This window comes from Xenorhabdus sp. SGI 60 (genome assembly GCF_056632175.1).
In genome coordinates, this window is sequence record NZ_CP196860.1 from 4,147,853 (window position 1) to 4,164,887 (window position 17,035).

Here is a 17,035-nt window from a genome sequence, read left to right on the forward strand (position 1 = left end):
TATATGATTCTATTCTATCTGATTGAATATAAACTCTATCCAGTACTATTCTTGGTTGGTGTACTTAAGATGCCACACTATGATTTTTACATTAAGATCACCGTATAACCTCGATATGCTAAAGAACCCAAAAAATGAACCCAAAAAATAATAAAATCAAACGCATTCTGTTGATTAAATTACAACATCATGGAGATATGTTACTGATAACTCCGGTGATCAGCACACTTACTCTCCACTATCCAGATGCAAAAATTGATGTTCTCCTTTATCAAGAAACCTCACCGATGCTGGAAAATTTAGCAGAGATTTCCCGTATTTTTTCTATAGACCGCACGTGGAAGCAGCTGGACACAAGGAAAAAATTATTACATGAGTGGACTCTGCTTAAGACATTGAGACAGCAACATTATGATTTAGTAATCAACCTTGCCGACCAATGGAGAAGTGCATTTATTTCCCGTTTTACCGGCGCATCTATCCGCTTGGCCCTTAGTTTCCCCAAACGACAAAATTGGAAATGGCGTTTATGTCATACTGAGGTTGTACCAACAGATAACCATGATTTATTACATACAGTAGAACAAAATCTTTCTATCCTAAAGCCATTGCAACTTAATTCAATTATCACAAAAGTGACAATGAGTTATAGTGAAGACGATTTAAAATGGATAATGCAAACACTTTCTAAGTATGGATTTTCAGAAAGGTATGTCGTTGTTCAACCCACATCTCGATGGTTTTTTAAGTGTTGGGATGAAAAAAAAATGGCACAAGTGATTACTTCACTACAAAAAGATGGACATAGCATTATCATTACTGCTGGACCAGACCAAAAGGAATTGGAAATGGTAACCACCATCTTGTCACACTACCCTGATGATAAAAAGAACATTCTTTCTCTGGCGGGAAAATTAACATTACCCAAACTTGCTGCTTTGATTGATCATGCTAAATTATTCATTGGCGTAGATTCAGTACCAATGCATATGGCCGCTGCCCTAGAAACGCCCTGCATTGCATTGTTCGGTCCATCCAAACTGACATTTTGGAAACCCTGGCAATCGGTTGGTGAGGTGATTTGGGCTGGCGATTATGGCAATATTCCACACCCAGATGATATAAAAACTTGTACAAACGAACGCTACTTAGATCTGATACCCACAGATGCCGTCATTTCAGCAGCAAGGAAATATATTTCATGAAACCATTACGTTTAGCCATTGTCCGTCAAAAGTATCGTCCAGATGGAGGTGCTGAACGTTTTATTTCAAGAGCCTTGGAAGCTCTAGAGCACCAACAGCTTGAACTGAATGTCATTACACGCTCTTGGCAAGGTGCAAGTAACCCCAATTGGCATATCCACCTGTGTGATCCCATTAAATATGGAAGAATTAGTCGTGAAAGCAGTTTTGCCAAATCAGCACGGGAATTATGGCAAAAAACACAATTTGATTTAGTTCAAAGCCATGAACGCATCGCTGGCTGTGATATTTATCGGGCCGGAGATGGCGTCCATAAGCGCTGGTTACATCAAAGAACCCGTATCTTGCCAACATGGAAAGCACGCTGGTTGTTAAATGATCGATATCACCGCTATGTTATGAATGCTGAGGCAGAAATGTATGCAGATCCGGCCTTAAAAAAAGTGATTTGTAACGCTGAAATGATAAAAAGGGAAATTATTGAAGAATTTGGTGTAGCCGAAGATAAAATCGCTGTTATATATAACGCAATTGATAATACAAAGTTCTTTCCTGCTGATGAACAAACCCGTCTACAACTTAGACAACAATATCAAATCCCCGCAACAGCAAGATGCTTAGTTTACGTTGGTTCTGGTTTTGAGCGAAAAGGATTATCTGCGGCAATCCAAGCCATCGCAAAAACAGATAGCTATCTATTAGTTATTGGTAAAGACAAAGAGCAGAAAAAGTATCAGGCGCTTACAAATACGCTAGGGTGTACTTATCGCATCCTTTTCATGGGGTTACAAAAAAATACATTGCCTTTTTACCAGTTGTCTGATGCTTTACTACTGCCGACACTATATGATCCCTTTCCTAATGTGATCCTTGAAGCTATGGCCTGTGGTTTGCCCGTCATTACTAGCACAACATGTGGTGGGGCAGAATTTGTCACCGAAGGGAAGAATGGTTTTATCTGTGATGCATTAGATATTGAAAAATTAAGGGATGCTGTTTATGACATTCCTGATAACATATTCGGAACCAATATGTCTATTGCCGCCAGAAACCAAATAATCGCTGCAACACCTGAAAATTTATCCAAACAATTAATTGATCTTTATCAACGAGTTTTAACACAGTGAAAGAACATATCCTTTTTATTATTGATGGATTACCCGGAGGAGGAGCTGAAAATGTTACCCTTCGCCTTGCGGCTGGTTTGAGTAAATCAAACTACCAAATTTCATTACTTTCACTCAATACTCAATTAGATTACACCATCCCGGAAGATATTCATTACATCGTCAGCCCAGATGACTATCGAGGGCTACTCAGAAAACTCAATGAGATAAGCCGCAGAGCTAAAGCAATGGATAAAGTTTTATTTAAGCTTTTCCAACAAAGAGGTAAACCTGCTCTTGTCATATCTAATCTACATAAAACCGACCGTATCGTAGTTAAATCCAAAGCCCTGAGAAGTTGTAATGTATGGCATTGTATTCACGGCATTTACTCTCAATCCTACTTAAGCAATAAAAGTGGCTTTTCTTTTTGGATTAAAAAGAAAAAGATAAAAAAAGTTTATAAAAATAAAAAAATTATCTGCGTTTCCGAGGCTGTTAGTCATGATTTACTAAGCAATATCGGGATACAGCCCAAGCAGATAAAAACCATTTACAATCCCTTTGATTTTGAAAAAATAAAAGCACAGGCATCAGAAACCAATCCTTATCATGGGTTGAATTACATTCTGCATGTCGGGCGCTTACATCAAGTAAAACGTCAAGACCGATTAATAGGTGCCTTTGCAAAGACAAGTCTCCCATGCAAGCTAATTATTGTTGGGCAAGGTTCCAAAGAAATAGAAAGGTATCTTAAAGTAAAAATTCATGAGCATGGGTTAGATGATAAAGTTATTTTGGCTGGCTTTCACCCCAATCCACATCCCATAATCAATGAAGCAAAAGCGGTTGTGATAAGTTCAGATAGTGAGGGGTTACCGACAGTATTAATCGAAGCATTAATTTGCCATATTCCTATTGTCAGTACTGATTGCCCTGGTGGTGTTAGAGAGATAATGACAGATCAACTGAAAAACTATCTGTCTAAACTAGACGCAGATTCTTTGGCCGAAAAAATACAGCTTGCTTACGATACGCCCCCACAAATTACAGATGAACTGTATGTAAAATTTGAAGCAAACAATATACAGAAGCTATATATTGAATTAATAGAAAAATAGCCCACAGAACACCAAAATATGGTTCAAGGGAAACTGCATTTTACACACTTTCTTCAAGCCAATGTGGTACTATATCCGCAGTCTATGTCAGTGAATTTGATAGAATGTTGCTTCGCTTATATCAGGTACTTCTCTACCTTATCCAACCCATTATCTGGTTACGCCTGCTGCTGCGCAGCCGCAAGTCGCCTGCGTACCGCAAACGCTGGGGAGAACGCTATGGCTTCTGCGCTAAAAAGGTGGCACCAGGTGGGATCTTACTGCATTCCGTTTCTGTTGGAGAGACATTGGCGGCCATTCCGCTCGTACGGATCTTGCGGCACCATTACCCTTTTTTACCCATTACGATAACAACCATGACACCGACAGGTTCTGAAAGGGTTCTGTCTGCCCTCGGCAATGATGTTAACCATGTCTATCTTCCTTATGACCTGCCAGGTTCAATGAAACGTTTTCTGGATCACGTCAATCCCAAGTTAGTGATCATTATGGAAACCGAACTATGGCCAAATCTGATTACCCAATTACATCAACGGGAAATCCCGCTGGTTATCGCCAACGCGAGGCTATCTACCCGATCAGCTACGGGATACCAGAAAATTGGCAGCTTTATTAAAACCATTTTAAATAAAATCACGTTGATCGCCGCACAAAATCAGGAAGATGGTGAACGCTTTATCGAATTGGGTTTAAGGCGTTCCCAGCTATCTGTAACTGGCAGCCTTAAATTCGATATTTCTGTTACACCAGAACTCGCGGCAAAAGCCGTCACATTACGCCGCCAATGGGCACCCCATCGCCCGGTATGGATAGCAACCAGCACCCATGATGGGGAAGAAACGATAATTCTGGATGCGCATTGCAAATTGCTTAAACAATTTCCTGATCTGCTGTTAATTCTAGTACCCCGCCATCCTGAACGTTTTGGTAAGGCCGCGGAGTTAACCCAAAAAGCGGGGTTAAACGCGATATTACGCAGTGCTGGCACTATTCCTGACACCAATGTGCAAGTGGTGATTGGTGATACGATGGGCGAATTGATGCTCCTGTATGGTATCGCTGATCTGGCTTTTGTCGGAGGGAGCCTGATAGAACGCGGAGGACATAACCCGCTGGAAGCGGCTGCCCATGCCATTCCTGTTATCATGGGTCCACACACATTCAACTTTAAAGATATTTGTGCCAAGCTGCATAAAGCGGATGGATTGATTACTGTTACGGATAGCCAATCATTAAGTTCAGCTATCAATAGCCTGCTGACAGACGAAGATTACCGACGCTATTACGGCCACCACGCCGCAGAAGTCCTGCATGAAAACCAAGGTGCTCTTCAACGCTTGCTAAAATTACTGGAACCTTACCTCCCTCCAAGGAGCCATTGATGATTGCCAAAAAACGCCTGTCTGTTGTCATGATCACCAAAAACGCCGCTGATGTGATTGCAGATTGCTTGCTTTCTGTGGATTGGGCGGATGAAATCATCATCCTGGATTCCGGCAGTACCGATGCAACTTGCCGAATAGCCAGCGAAATAGGTGCAAAAGTCTACTCAAATGCCCAATGGCCTGGCTTCGGTCGGCAACGGCAGCTCGCGCAATCCTATGCCAACGGTGATTACATCTTTATGATTGATGCCGATGAACGCGTAACGCCAGAACTAAAAGCATCCATTGAACAAATCCTGGCAAATCCTGATGACAATAAAGTCTATAGCTGCGCACGCCTCAATCTGTTTATGGGGCGATTCATGAAACACAGTGGCTGGTATCCTGATAGGGTTATTCGCCTTTATTGCCGTGAACGTTACCAATACAACAACAATCAGGTTCACGAATCCCTTGATACGCAAGGCGTATCTATCGTGACGTTAAAGGGGGATCTGCGTCACTTGACCTGCCGTAACCTGATGGAGTTCCAGCAAAAACAGTTAAATTATGCAAGAGATTGGGCGAAGCATCGCCACGAACAAGGCAAAAAAATCCGTTATTTTTCTATAATCAGCCATACGCTGGGCGCATTTCTCAAAACCTGGCTATTAAGGGCAGGTTTTTTGGATGGTAAGCAAGGTCTGGTGTTGGCAATTGCGAATGCTCAATATACATTCAATAAATACGCTGCACTTTGGGAAATGACTCAAACAAAGGGTAAAAACCACGATGAAAAGAAAAGCGATTTATCCCGGCACCTTTGACCCTATCACTTACGGTCATCTTGATATTGTTACTCGTGCCGCAAACATGTTTGACCATGTTTTATTGGCTATCGCTAATAGTGATAGAAAAAGTCCCATGTTCAGTTTGGAAGAGCGTGTCACGTTGGCAAAAGAAGTCACGGCTCATCTGGAAAATGTCGATGTAGTTGGGTTTAGCGAAATGATGGTCAATTTTGCCAAAAAGCAGCAGGCTAACATCTTAATCCGCGGAGTTCGTTCTGTTTCCGATTTTGAATATGAATGGCAACTTGCCAATATGAATCGACATTTTATGCCTGAGCTGGACAGTGTCTTTTTATTGCCTTCCCAAACGCTGTCTTTCGTCTCATCATCCTTAATCAAGGATGTTGCTCGCCATGATGGCGACGTTTCATCCTTCCTGTCAGAGCCAGTTGCACAGGCAATGCTAAAGAAATTGGGTAAATAATACATTATGCGGGGCAATTACCCTCTGCCCCCAATCCGTTTAATGCTGGCACTGACGACAGAAAAATGTACTGCGTTGCCCCAATTTTACACACTCGATTTTCTCACCGCATACTGGACAAAGTTCACCTTTCTTGCCGTAGACAAACAACTCCTGAGCAAAATATCCCGGTTTGCCATCAGATTGCAGAAAATCCTTCAGTGTCGTGCCACCTTGCTCAATCGAGCGACGTAAAATCTGTTTGATTATATCGGCCAATAGATAGGCTTCTTGCTGCGTTAATGAATTCACGGGGCGTTCAGGCAAGATATGTGCAACGAACAACGCTTCGTTGGCATAGATATTCCCAACACCAACCACAATTTTGTTATCCATCAACCAAGATTTGATAGCTGTTTTTTTATTGCGGGAAACAGTGTAAAGATATTCGCCATCAAATTGCTCAGAAAGAGGTTCAGGACCTAAATGAGCAAGTACAGAGCACTCATCAAGATTGTCGCTCCATAACCATGCCCCAAAACGTCGGGGATCGGTATACCGGAGAATTTTGCCATCGGCCATAACCAAATCGACATGATCATGCTTTGCCGGAGGCTGTTCATCCAACAAGACACGCAAGCTACCAGACATTCCCAAGTGGATAATAATCCAGCCCTCCGGCAACTCAAGCAATAAGTATTTTGCCCGCCGTTGGACACTCAACACTGGCCGGTCTGAAAGTGCCATGATTTGCGCAGAAACAGGCCAGCGCAAACGTGAATTTCTGACCTCAACATATTGGATCACATTACCAACCAAGTGAGGTTCAATTCCCCTGCGACTGGTTTCCACCTCTGGTAGTTCCGGCATACCCACCCCTTGAATAAGTTATCTACGATATTGTCTGAGAATATTGCATCTATAACATCTGTCACGACAAGAAATCCTTATGGAATTTATCCCCCGCTATTTCACTGGCAGATATTGCAAAATACATCATCAATTACCATACTGTGGGTGAAATGCCATTTACGAATTATAATACCGGTTTTCATGTTTCATTTGCAGCCAGATTTAATTGTGATTTACAGAGCATGGAAACTCACCTGATGAAAAGCGCGCACTGGAATAATCTTTCTGCTATCACGCCCATAATTAACTTCGCACGCTGATCCCAGTTAAAACGTTCTGCAACCAGCCGTTGAGAATAGTCAACTTTAGCCATCATTTCAGCGGGATGATTAATCAGCCATTGAATTTGTTCAGCAAAACTCGCTGCATCTTCACTATCAGCAAAATTTACTGCATTTTCATCAACGGCATCACGGATGGAAGGAAAATCAGAAATAACTACAGGTTTACCCATAGCCATATATTCAAAAAGCTTGAGAGGAGAGGTATAGCGACTGCCAATACTGGTTTTCGTCAATGGCAGAACACAAATATCACTACCAGCAATAATCTGAAAGCGTTTTCTGGGTTGGACAAAACCAAGGAAATTAATTTTATCATTGACACCAATCTGTTCAGCAGTCTGTCGCAATCGCTCAATTTGTTCAGTAGTGCCACCAGCAATGTTCAGTTCAACATTATCCAGGTAAGACATGGCTTTTATTACCGTTGGGATACCTTTCCAACGATGCAAGCTGCCCAAATAAAGTACTTTTTTAGGAAGAGTATTGCTGTCATCGTTGCCAGCAAGCGTCTGCTTAGCAGATTCAACCGCCAGCATATCAACCCCATCGGGGGCCACAATAATCGGTGTTTTGACACCGTATTGCTTATAAATATCTTCTCGTAATAGTGAAGTAAGGGCAAAAACAACCTTAGAACCCGCATAAACCTGCTGCTCAATTTTTCTCAGTTTATGATACTTACGTTGGTTTCTACGATTGAGCAAATCATGGGATTCCCTAAAAGACTGAGAAAATACTTCATGGCTTTCAAAGAAATGAGGAATATTTGGATGATTACACAGCAGATGATTCGCCATTTTAATATTGCGGGTAAAAAGGGCATCAACTTGATGCTCTTTAAGCCAGCGCGAAACTTGCAAATAAAACAGTTTCTGAGTATTTAGCGGGAAATACCATTTTCTACGTATATCGTGCAGGGCGATTAGTTCCACAGAAGGCGGCAATGACCTGCCAAGAATCTCCTCAACCTGGCTTTGGCCTTTTGGAGTAATCAGGAAAACACGATGCCCCTGACGAGCAAAAGCATCTACATTCTGCAAAATTTGTAGTGACGCAACCCGATAATCAGGCACAGGATAAGGATCAATATACGCAATTTTCATTATTTTTTATGGCGTTCAATAAACGGCTAGCAGAATGTTCCCAAGTGTACATCGTTTCAATCCTCTGGCGGGCAGATTTCCCCATCTTTTCTCCTCTATCCGGCAAAGATAAAAGATGATTTACCGCCTCAGCAATAGCCATAGCATCACCCGGTGTCACCAAAATGCCAGCATTGCCTTCATTACCAACCACTTCCGGTATTCCACCAATATAGCTGGCAATCACAGGTCGTCCACACGCCATCGCTTCAGCAATAGTGATACCAAATGCCTCATCACCAATACTGGGGAAAACACCGGCATCACCCGCCGCATAAAATTCAGGTAATTGATCATGACCAACAGGAGGGTGAAAAATGACGGATTTTTCTAACTGCAAAGCAGAAACCCGCTTTTTAAGCGATTTTAAATCTTCACCTTCACCAATAATCAATAATTTTACATCTTTGTTCCGCAACAAAGCCATGGCATCAATGGCGACTTTCATGCCTTTCCAGCCAACCAATCTGCCAGCAAACGTTAACAGAAACGTTTTCTCATTGATACCTAATTGAGTTCGGACATCCGAGCCAGATGGTTTGAATTTATCGATATCTACCCCATTATAGATGACGCTGGGAAATTGCTTAAAATGATGCTGAATCTGCCAGGCATTAAAATGGCTACATGCAACCCATGCAGATATTTTTTTACCCAATACCCGATCCCCTTTAAAAAAACTGGTTCCACCACTCATATAACAAAACTGGGTATGGGATGTTTCAGGCATCATTCTGGGCCAGAAAAAATCAAAAGGCTTAGTCAAAATCACCCAATCAAAATTTTCAGCAATAACTGTTGCACGGGCATGACGGGCAAAAGAATAACGTTCAACAATACGTTGGAAGCGGCGTCCAATGTTAAGCACGCGTTCTCTGGGAATAAATGGAAAAGTATGAATAGGGATATTTCTTTCGCCCAATGCAGGCCGAATATCGCCAGTTCCACCGAAAATATGGACTTCATGCCCCGCATCTGTCAGCGCCTTAGCTAACGCCCAAACAGCAGTTTGAATGCCACCGTACGACATGGTAACAGTAACATCGATAAATCCTATCTTCATTGGGTTAATTATCCTTTCATTCATTTTCCAGCAAATTCTGAACAGAATGCCAGACTTGATCGACCGATATTACTGACATTGTATCTTGACGCGTTGCCTGTCGATAATCTACAGGATGTTCAATTACCACTAATTTTGGATGTTGCTGAGGTGCGAGAAAACGTCCTGGATGAAAGCTGTGATACAGAGCAACCATTGGTATTCCCAAGGCCCCAGCCAGATGAGTTGTTCCAGTATCAACGCCCACATACAAATTAAGTTGACTCATGATTGCCGCGTTTTGCCGCATCGTAGTCTTACCCGCTAATGATGAGCATCTGTTTGTGCCCAATTTCTCAGCCAGCATTCGCGCACTTTCCTCACCATCTTTACTGCCTAATAGTAATATATGCGCATGCGGATAATCTCGATAAATATGTTTAGCTAATTCGTAAAAGTGTTCTACAGGCCAATCACGATAGGCTTTTGCTGGAAAACTCTGTAACTGAAAACCAATTTTTAATTGTCGTTCTATCCCTTGCCGTTGAAGAAAATCTCTGGCGTACTCCGCTTCATACAGGCTTACATTATACTGCAAACGCCAATTACTTACTTCAACCCCAAGTGAATCGATTAACAGTGCCCTTTCCTGTTGGGCAGGCATAAGTTCTCCAGGCCTTGCTATAGCATACTCATTTGATGTTTTACCAGGGATATCCGAAAAATAAACGGTCAAATTTGCTACACGTTTGGCATACTGCAATAAGAATTTATCCTGGTCATAGACTAATGCCAGATCATAGTGCCGATGAGAAAACCAGCCACACCACTTAGCCTTGCCTTTTGAAAAATCTTTCAATTTATTAATTAAATCGATATTTTCAAGGATTTCTTTCGTTTTTTTATGCACAAATATATCAATATTTGCCTCTGGCCATTTTTCTTTCAGGGCACGAATAACCGGCGTTATTAGCAAGGTGTCACCAAAACGGGCAATATTGATGATTAGAATATTTTGGGGTTGCATAATAATGAATATTAAATTATCAATCCAAAGATTGGAGCATTTAAGGTACTATACAGTAAAGTGAGTCACTGTTCTATTTACAGTTAATAATCACAACAGGCATTCAAAAATAAAGCTAATGACATTTCAAAGAGTTAATAAAAAGCATCAATGACTCTGCCAATACAGATAAAAATAATATAAACAAAATATTACCGCTTACTTCCTATACTGGAATGAAAAATAGACTCCATTTTTTCTAACATATTATCCATGCCAAATAAGTGAGTTGCCCGTCGCAGTGAAGCCTCTCCCATTTGTAAACGTAGCCCTGCATCATGCATTAATAAATCTAACTTTTCTGTTAATTGTTCGACATTTTTAGGTTCGATAATATACCCTGTATCGCCATCAATTACAGCTTCTGTAATCGCTCCCACCGAGGTAGAGACAACAGGCAATCCACATGCCATTGCCTGCATGATGCCTTGAGGTACACCTTCATTACCAAACGAAGGTAGAGCAAAGATATCCATTGCATTTAAGCAATCAGGAACATCCTGGCGATTACCAAGAAAGATAACACTCTCTGTCAACCCTTCCTGCTGAACCCGCGGCTCTAAATTCTTTCTTTGGGGACCATCTCCCACAAACAGCAATTGCCAATCAGGATAACGTTGATGGAGAATTTTCCAACTATCAAGCAGGTAACGATGGCCTTTCCACGTTCTCATTGTGGCAACAATGCCCAGTGTTGGCTTGTCTTTGATGCCAATACGCTGACGACTTGAGGTCTTACTTTCAGGATGAAAACGTGACAAATCGATCCCTGTCGGCACAGAGGTCATATGAGATAGAGGATAATCATTATGTAAATGCAGATATTGGCGCAGTTTTTCCCCAGTTGTCACAATATGCTGACCAGCGTGCAAATACAACCAACGAGTCGCAATGGATTTTGAAACATGAGTCGAAACATGACGGGTTCGGACTATCGCAGGCATACCTTTTAATGTGGCACATGCCGCAGCCACCAGCCAGGAATCAGTAGAACTATGGGTATTGATTACATCGAACTGGCGACCTTCTGTTTTTAACCAATAACGCATCGCCCGAAGACACGAAAGACGTTTTTTTTCAATTGGGAGCGCGACAACAGGCACACCATAATGATGAGCTTCACGGTAAAGAGTTGAAGTTGGACAACAAACGATAATCACATGGTGTCCGCGCTGTATCATGCCCTGAGATTCTGTCAGGATACGAATTTCCTGCCCTCCCCAACCACACGATGATTCTGTATGTAAGATATTCAAGGTCTTTCTAACCATTTTAGCGCTACACCTGACGGTTCATAATTGAAAAAACGGTAGTATAACTGAACAATGCATAGGTCTACACGCATAACCCAATTTAAAATAAGCTACAGTGGCATTATCAACAGATATAAAAAAACCCAGCATAATGCTGGGCTTTTTATAATTCACTAAAATTATTTAATTTTAGCTTCTTTGTACATAACATGCTGACGAACAACTGGATCGAATTTTTTCATTTCCAGTTTTTCAGGCATAGTACGCTTGTTCTTCGTAGTGGTATAGAAGTGACCTGTACCAGCGGAAGAAACTAGCTTGATTTTATCGCGAATACCTTTAGCCATTTTTCAGCTCCTTAGTACTTCTCACCACGGGCACGCAGTTCGGCCAGAACTGTGTCGATGCCTTTTTTGTCAATCACACGCATACCTTTAGCAGATACACGCAGAGTTACAAAACGTTTCTCAGATTCAACCCAGAAACGGTGAGAGTGCAGGTTAGGCAGAAAACGACGCTTAGTCGCATTTAATGCGTGGGAGCGGTTGTTACCACTCACCGGACGCTTGCCAGTAACTTGGCAGACTCGGGACATGTCTATTCTCCAAAAATCAAATCAGCTCGAGCTTTGTATTGGGTGTGACCGCCTCGTCAGGCTTAGGAGCCCATCTCAGCAAACTTTCTTTACTGAAAATAGGTTACTGAAAAGAACGCCACTGAAAAGACTCACATTTTCCCAGTAAAAAAACTTACTGAGATAGACTCTTCTCGTCAAACCCAAGATCCTCAAAGGTGGCGTAGTATACGCCCTCATTCGCTGATGCTCAAGTCCCGAACAACTAAGATCTGATCGTATCGCGAAAAAACGGCATTAAATCCAACCTCTTTCCATAAATGAGACACAAGATTGCTTACCAATGACGATATGATCCAAAACCTTAACACCAACCAAGTCACAAGCCTCAATAATTTTTTCTGTCACCAATTTATCTGCCAAGCTCGGTTCTGGATTACCGGAAGGATGATTATGAGCCAGAATAATTGATGCGGCATTCACTTTAACCGCCTGTTTCACAATTTCACGAGGGTGAACTTCAACTTTGTTTATCGTTCCTTTAAACATTTCATCATGGCAGATGACTTTATTTTGGTTAGTTAAAAACAGCACCACAAATATTTCCCGATCTTGCCAGGATAATAAATCCTGCAAATAATTCTGGGTTATCGTGGGGCTGCTCATGATATCTTCATGGATAAACTGACTGGAGAAAAACCGTTTTGCCAGTTCAGATATCGCCTGCAATTGGACATACTTGCATCGCCCCATGCCTTTATGTGCACAAAAGTCATCGTAATCCGCGGACAGAAGGTGATAAAGAGAACCAAATGATTTCAGCAAATATTCTGCCATTTGTACGACATGAACCCCCCTGGAACCTGTACGTAAAAAGATAGCCAATAACTCCGCATCCGTTAGGGAAACAGCTCCATAAGCCAATAATTTCTCCGGGGAAGAAGATTTACATGCAACTCATCATTTCTTTCCATTAGCGTTAAATCCATGATACTCCTCCCACCTTCAATATCCTTTGCCCTATATCCCCCCATAACAATGGGTGCTATCAATCAATATTTACTCGCCTGCTATATCCATTCTTCCACTATATTCACACAGTTATATATTCATGCGCCTACATTTACGCACCTACTATCCCATGATGAAAAAATCACCGCCAGCTCGACTTGCGAGGCTTGCGCAGCGCTTCGCAAACTTGCCATTTTTGGCCGGCTAAATAGGGAAGGTTCTCAACGCAATATTTTCTTGTGATAGAATCTTAAGGAATTGCAACTGACATCTGGACAATCAAAATGACAGGATTTTCCGGCAAACCACTTTCTGATAATCCGCTTTCTGGTAAACAACTTTCTGGTAAACAAATAGTCCTTGGAATCAGTGGAGGGATCGCCGCTTACAAAACTGCCGAATTGGTGCGCCGTTTACGTGATTGTGGTGCCCAGGTACGCGTTGTCATGACTCCCGCAGCCGAAGCTTTCATCACTCCACTAACCTTACAGGCAGTATCTGGTCATCCCGTCTCAGATGATCTTCTAGACCCCGCAGCCGAAGCCGCCATGGGGCATATCGAACTAGCAAAATGGGCTGATTTAATTATTCTCGCGCCCGCCACTGCTGATCTGCTGGCGCGCCTGGCCGCTGGCATGGCGAATGATTTAGTCACCACAATCTGCCTGGCTTCCGCTGCATCTATTGCTGTTGCCCCCGCAATGAACCAACAAATGTACCGTGCACAGGCCACCCAAGATAACCTGAAGGTGCTTAAAGAGCGTAATGTATTGATTTGGGGTCCAGATGAAGGCAGCCAGGCATGTGGTGATGTAGGGCCAGGGAGAATGTTGGAACCGATGACTATCGTCGAACAGGCAATACAACATTTCAACACCGAGACAAATCTTTCTGGTCTACGCATCGCTATTACCGCAGGACCAACCCGTGAAGCCCTGGACCCCATCCGTTTCATCAGCAATCATAGCTCCGGTAAAATGGGTTTTTCCATTGCGCAAGCTGCGGCAGAGCGTGGTGCTGAGGTGACATTAATTACCGGTCCCGTTAATTTACCCACACCACAAGGCGTTAAACGCATTGATGTCAGTAGTGCACTGGAAATGGATGGACAGGTTCAAGCTACCGTAACTTCACAGCATATCTTTATTGGTTGCGCGGCCGTGTCTGACTATCGTTTTAAGCAAATCTCAACAGAGAAAATCAAAAAGCAGGGTGATGAAATCACATTTACACTGGTGAAAAATCCTGACATTGTAGCGAGCGTTGCGGCTATGGAAAAAAATCGGCCATTTGTCGTTGGATTTGCAGCCGAAACCCAGAATGTGGAAGAATACGCCCGCGGAAAACTCAAGCAGAAGAATCTGGACTTGATTTGCGCGAATGATGTATCGCTGGCCGGACACGGTTTCAACAGTGATACTAACGCATTACATCTATTCTGGCATGATGGTAGTGTTCATTTACCTCACAGTGGTAAATTACAACTCAGCCACCGCTTATTAGACGAGATACTCAAACGCTATGATGAAAAAAATCGACGTTAAAATCCTTGATCCCCGCATCGGGCAAGAATTTCCTTTACCGACTTATGCTACACCTGGCTCTGCGGGTTTAGATTTACGTGCTTGTCTGGATAATGCAGTGGAACTGGCTCCTGGCCAAACCGAACTTCTGCCAACTGGGATTGCTATCCATATTGCAGATGAACAGTTGGCGGCAGTTATTCTCCCCCGCTCTGGTCTGGGTCACAAACATGGCGTTGTTCTGGGTAATTTAGTGGGACTTATCGATTCAGATTATCAGGGACAATTGATGGTTTCAGTTTGGAACCGTGGTGATAAAACTTTCATCATCGAACCAGGCGAACGCATCGCCCAGATGGTTTTTGTACCCGTTGTACAGGCCGAATTTAATTTGGTTGCAGATTTTGAGACGAGCCAGCGCGGCAATGGTGGATTTGGCCATTCCGGTCGTCAATAACTTTCCATAAGGCCTGATACCGTCAATCGATTTTCATATTTTTTGCCCACAATGTTTGTGACAACAATAGTTTTTGACAGCAATAACGTTGTGGCAAAAAATAGCTGGATTTGTTTTGCTGTTTTAGCAGGGGTCTTACCAGACATGGCAGAAAAAGAACGTACAAAAAAGAAAAATAGGCGTGAGGAAATTTTGCAGGCACTAGCACATATGCTGGAATCCAGTGATGGCAGCCAACGTATTACTACTGCAAAACTTGCCGCAAACGTTGGTGTTTCTGAAGCAGCCCTTTACCGTCATTTTCCGAGCAAAACCCGGATGTTTGACAGTTTGATTGAGTTTATTGAAGATTCCTTAATTTCTCGTATCAATCTGATCCTGCAAGATGAAAAAGACACCATCACACGTATTCGGTTAATTCTCGTCCTGCTTTTGGGTTTTGCAGAAAGGAATCCGGGGCTGACCCGTATTATGACTGGTCATGCCCTCATGTTCGAACAAGACAGATTGCAAAATCGCATCAACCAGCTATTTGAGCGAATTGAAATGCAACTTCGCCAAATTTTAAAAGAGAGAAAAATCCGTGATGGACGAGGATTCGCTCATGAAGAATCTGTGTTGGCATCACAGTTACTGGCGTTTTGTGAAGGGATGCTTTCCCGTTTTGTTCGCTCTGAATTTCGCTATCGCCCGACAACTGAATTTGAAGTACGCTGGCCATTGATATTGACCCAACTGCAATAATCTAATCCACTACAATAGCTTATCGCAGTATCGTAAGTTCATATCCTTATACAGTGAATGATAACGTGCGGATTTTTTATTGAGTTGTGTTAATATGTTCCAGCTCATTGAGTTCACTACTAAGTGACTTAATAATGGCATCATTGTCACAATCCTTACCATATAGATAGATGCCATTTCTACTACTCACCCCGCCCATCCTTGGGCGAGGGATTTTTTTCGCTCAACCCAATTCTAGTTAGGTTACTAACGAGCCACGTTTTCCAGCCATCAAATACCGTATTCTTTGCGATAAGCTTCCACCGCTTCCAAATGGGATTGCATCTCTGGATTTTCGCGTAAATAACTCACCAAATCATTTAAAGTAATAATGGAGAAAACCTGACAATGGTAGTCATGCTCAACTTCTTGAATCGCCGAAAGCGTTTCACGCCCACGTTCCTGACGATCCAGACACAAAATCACACCGGATAACGTTGCGCCATGTTGTTTAATGATTTCCATCGACTCACGGATCGCCGTACCTGCGGTAATGACATCATCCACAACCACAACATTACCTTGCAGAGGGCTACCAACCAATGATCCACCTTCGCCATGATCTTTAGCTTCCTTGCGATTAAAGCAATAAGGCATATCGATATCATGATGTTCAGCTAATGCCACTGCGGTAGTGGTTGCAATCGGGATGCCTTTATAAGCCGGTCCAAACAGCAAATCGCACTGAATTCCGCTATCTAGCAACGCTGCTGCATAGAAACGACCAATCAACGCCAAGTCACGTCCGGTATTAAACAGGCCCGCATTGAAAAAGTATGGGCTTTTGCGACCCGATTTCAGCGTAAATTCGCCAAATTTCAGCACCTGCTTTTCCAGTGCCAGCTCAATAAATTCGCGCTGATAGGCTTTCATTGGAGTTTCTCCTCTTTGATCTCTTGTCATTCATTACTATTTATTGCAGGTAAATTTATTACAGA

Annotated in this window: 18 protein-coding genes; 9 read left to right on the plus strand and 9 right to left on the minus strand. The window is 42.5% G+C overall.

Annotation, left to right across the window (positions count from 1 at the left end):
- Positions 1–134: 134 nt before the first annotated feature.
- The 6 genes from rfaQ to coaD all read left to right on the plus strand — a co-directional run bounded on the left by rfaQ (position 135) and on the right by coaD (position 6,071).
- Positions 135–1,205, plus strand: a complete 1,071-nt coding sequence (gene rfaQ / locus ACSJJG_RS19720) for a putative lipopolysaccharide heptosyltransferase III (protein WP_481090298.1) — start codon at positions 135–137, stop codon at positions 1,203–1,205.
- Complete coding sequence (locus ACSJJG_RS19725; protein WP_481090299.1) at positions 1,202–2,332, plus strand: glycosyltransferase family 4 protein; 1,131 nt, start codon at positions 1,202–1,204, stop codon at positions 2,330–2,332. The genes rfaQ and ACSJJG_RS19725 overlap by 4 nt, the downstream gene beginning before the upstream one ends.
- The gene (locus tag ACSJJG_RS19730; RefSeq protein WP_481090300.1) at positions 2,329–3,432 is read left to right on the plus strand and encodes a glycosyltransferase; all 1,104 of its coding nucleotides are present in this window, start codon (positions 2,329–2,331) and stop codon (positions 3,430–3,432) included. Before ACSJJG_RS19725 ends, ACSJJG_RS19730 begins: the two co-directional genes overlap by 4 nt.
- Before the next feature lie 104 nt (positions 3,433–3,536).
- Positions 3,537–4,814 (plus strand): lipid IV(A) 3-deoxy-D-manno-octulosonic acid transferase, encoded by a 1,278-nt coding sequence (gene waaA, locus ACSJJG_RS19735; protein ID WP_481090301.1) that lies wholly within the window; start codon positions 3,537–3,539, stop codon positions 4,812–4,814.
- The gene (locus ACSJJG_RS19740) at positions 4,814–5,623 is read left to right on the plus strand and encodes a glycosyltransferase family 2 protein (protein ID WP_481090302.1); all 810 of its coding nucleotides are present in this window, start codon (positions 4,814–4,816) and stop codon (positions 5,621–5,623) included. Before waaA ends, ACSJJG_RS19740 begins: the two co-directional genes overlap by 1 nt.
- Positions 5,589–6,071, plus strand: a complete 483-nt coding sequence (gene coaD / locus ACSJJG_RS19745) for a pantetheine-phosphate adenylyltransferase (protein ID WP_481090303.1) — start codon at positions 5,589–5,591, stop codon at positions 6,069–6,071. Before ACSJJG_RS19740 ends, coaD begins: the two co-directional genes overlap by 35 nt.
- A 39-nt stretch (positions 6,072–6,110) precedes the next feature.
- Here coaD and mutM read toward each other — a convergent pair whose 3' ends face one another.
- From mutM to radC, 8 genes are all read right to left on the minus strand, one after another.
- Positions 6,111–6,920, minus strand: coding sequence for a bifunctional DNA-formamidopyrimidine glycosylase/DNA-(apurinic or apyrimidinic site) lyase (gene mutM, locus ACSJJG_RS19750; protein WP_481090304.1), 810 nt, complete (start codon positions 6,918–6,920; stop codon positions 6,111–6,113).
- A gap of 232 nt (positions 6,921–7,152) precedes the next feature.
- Positions 7,153–8,349, minus strand: a complete 1,197-nt coding sequence (locus tag ACSJJG_RS19755; RefSeq protein ID WP_481090305.1) for a glycosyltransferase family 4 protein — start codon at positions 8,347–8,349, stop codon at positions 7,153–7,155.
- Complete coding sequence (locus ACSJJG_RS19760; RefSeq protein WP_481090306.1) at positions 8,330–9,451, minus strand: glycosyltransferase family 4 protein; 1,122 nt, start codon at positions 9,449–9,451, stop codon at positions 8,330–8,332. Before ACSJJG_RS19760 ends, ACSJJG_RS19755 begins: the two co-directional genes overlap by 20 nt.
- Before the next feature lie 16 nt (positions 9,452–9,467).
- Positions 9,468–10,457 carry a glycosyltransferase family 9 protein gene (locus ACSJJG_RS19765; RefSeq protein ID WP_481090307.1) on the minus strand — a complete coding sequence of 330 codons (990 nt, stop codon included), beginning with the start codon at positions 10,455–10,457 and terminating at the stop codon, positions 9,468–9,470.
- 191 nt (positions 10,458–10,648) lie between these two features.
- Positions 10,649–11,767 (minus strand): glycosyltransferase family 4 protein, encoded by a 1,119-nt coding sequence (locus ACSJJG_RS19770; protein WP_481090308.1) that lies wholly within the window; start codon positions 11,765–11,767, stop codon positions 10,649–10,651.
- Positions 11,768–11,928: 161 nt separating this feature from the next.
- Positions 11,929–12,096 carry a 50S ribosomal protein L33 gene (gene rpmG / locus ACSJJG_RS19775; RefSeq protein ID WP_010847629.1) on the minus strand — a complete coding sequence of 56 codons (168 nt, stop codon included), beginning with the start codon at positions 12,094–12,096 and terminating at the stop codon, positions 11,929–11,931.
- 11 nt (positions 12,097–12,107) lie between these two features.
- The gene (rpmB, locus tag ACSJJG_RS19780; RefSeq protein ID WP_038239873.1) at positions 12,108–12,344 is read right to left on the minus strand and encodes a 50S ribosomal protein L28; all 237 of its coding nucleotides are present in this window, start codon (positions 12,342–12,344) and stop codon (positions 12,108–12,110) included.
- Positions 12,345–12,620: 276 nt separating this feature from the next.
- Complete coding sequence (radC, locus tag ACSJJG_RS19785; RefSeq protein WP_481090309.1) at positions 12,621–13,247, minus strand: RadC family protein; 627 nt, start codon at positions 13,245–13,247, stop codon at positions 12,621–12,623.
- Positions 13,248–13,618: 371 nt separating this feature from the next.
- Here radC and coaBC point away from each other — a divergent pair, with 371 nt between their 5' ends.
- From coaBC to slmA, 3 genes are all read left to right on the plus strand, one after another.
- The gene (coaBC, locus tag ACSJJG_RS19790) at positions 13,619–14,878 is read left to right on the plus strand and encodes a bifunctional phosphopantothenoylcysteine decarboxylase/phosphopantothenate--cysteine ligase CoaBC (protein WP_481090310.1); all 1,260 of its coding nucleotides are present in this window, start codon (positions 13,619–13,621) and stop codon (positions 14,876–14,878) included.
- Positions 14,856–15,314, plus strand: a complete 459-nt coding sequence (gene dut / locus ACSJJG_RS19795) for a dUTP diphosphatase (protein WP_481090311.1) — start codon at positions 14,856–14,858, stop codon at positions 15,312–15,314. Before coaBC ends, dut begins: the two co-directional genes overlap by 23 nt.
- A 144-nt stretch (positions 15,315–15,458) precedes the next feature.
- Complete coding sequence (gene slmA, locus ACSJJG_RS19800; RefSeq protein ID WP_481090485.1) at positions 15,459–16,058, plus strand: nucleoid occlusion factor SlmA; 600 nt, start codon at positions 15,459–15,461, stop codon at positions 16,056–16,058.
- A 270-nt stretch (positions 16,059–16,328) separates the two neighbouring features.
- Here slmA and pyrE read toward each other — a convergent pair whose 3' ends face one another.
- A complete protein-coding gene (gene pyrE, locus ACSJJG_RS19805) occupies positions 16,329–16,970 on the minus strand; it encodes an orotate phosphoribosyltransferase (RefSeq protein WP_047771549.1) in 642 nt (213 codons plus the stop codon).
- Positions 16,971–17,035 lie beyond the last annotated feature (65 nt).

Coding starts and splice junctions, on each gene's coding strand:
- coaBC (WP_481090310.1), top strand. CDS start 13,619: ATGACAGGATTTTCCGGCAAACCACTTTCTGATAATCCGCTTTCTGGT.
- waaA (WP_481090301.1), top strand. CDS start 3,537: ATGTTGCTTCGCTTATATCAGGTACTTCTCTACCTTATCCAACCCATT.
- slmA (WP_481090485.1), top strand. CDS start 15,459: ATGGCAGAAAAAGAACGTACAAAAAAGAAAAATAGGCGTGAGGAAATT.
- rpmB (WP_038239873.1), bottom strand. CDS start 12,344: ATGTCCCGAGTCTGCCAAGTTACTGGCAAGCGTCCGGTGAGTGGTAAC.
- rfaQ (WP_481090298.1), top strand. CDS start 135: ATGAACCCAAAAAATAATAAAATCAAACGCATTCTGTTGATTAAATTA.
- ACSJJG_RS19770 (WP_481090308.1), bottom strand. CDS start 11,767: ATGGTTAGAAAGACCTTGAATATCTTACATACAGAATCATCGTGTGGT.
- ACSJJG_RS19755 (WP_481090305.1), bottom strand. CDS start 8,349: ATGAAAATTGCGTATATTGATCCTTATCCTGTGCCTGATTATCGGGTT.
- ACSJJG_RS19725 (WP_481090299.1), top strand. CDS start 1,202: ATGAAACCATTACGTTTAGCCATTGTCCGTCAAAAGTATCGTCCAGAT.
- ACSJJG_RS19765 (WP_481090307.1), bottom strand. CDS start 10,457: ATGCAACCCCAAAATATTCTAATCATCAATATTGCCCGTTTTGGTGAC.
- rpmG (WP_010847629.1), bottom strand. CDS start 12,096: ATGGCTAAAGGTATTCGCGATAAAATCAAGCTAGTTTCTTCCGCTGGT.
- ACSJJG_RS19740 (WP_481090302.1), top strand. CDS start 4,814: ATGATTGCCAAAAAACGCCTGTCTGTTGTCATGATCACCAAAAACGCC.
- dut (WP_481090311.1), top strand. CDS start 14,856: ATGATGAAAAAAATCGACGTTAAAATCCTTGATCCCCGCATCGGGCAA.
- mutM (WP_481090304.1), bottom strand. CDS start 6,920: ATGCCGGAACTACCAGAGGTGGAAACCAGTCGCAGGGGAATTGAACCT.
- pyrE (WP_047771549.1), bottom strand. CDS start 16,970: ATGAAAGCCTATCAGCGCGAATTTATTGAGCTGGCACTGGAAAAGCAG.
- ACSJJG_RS19760 (WP_481090306.1), bottom strand. CDS start 9,451: ATGAAGATAGGATTTATCGATGTTACTGTTACCATGTCGTACGGTGGC.
- coaD (WP_481090303.1), top strand. CDS start 5,589: ATGAAAAGAAAAGCGATTTATCCCGGCACCTTTGACCCTATCACTTAC.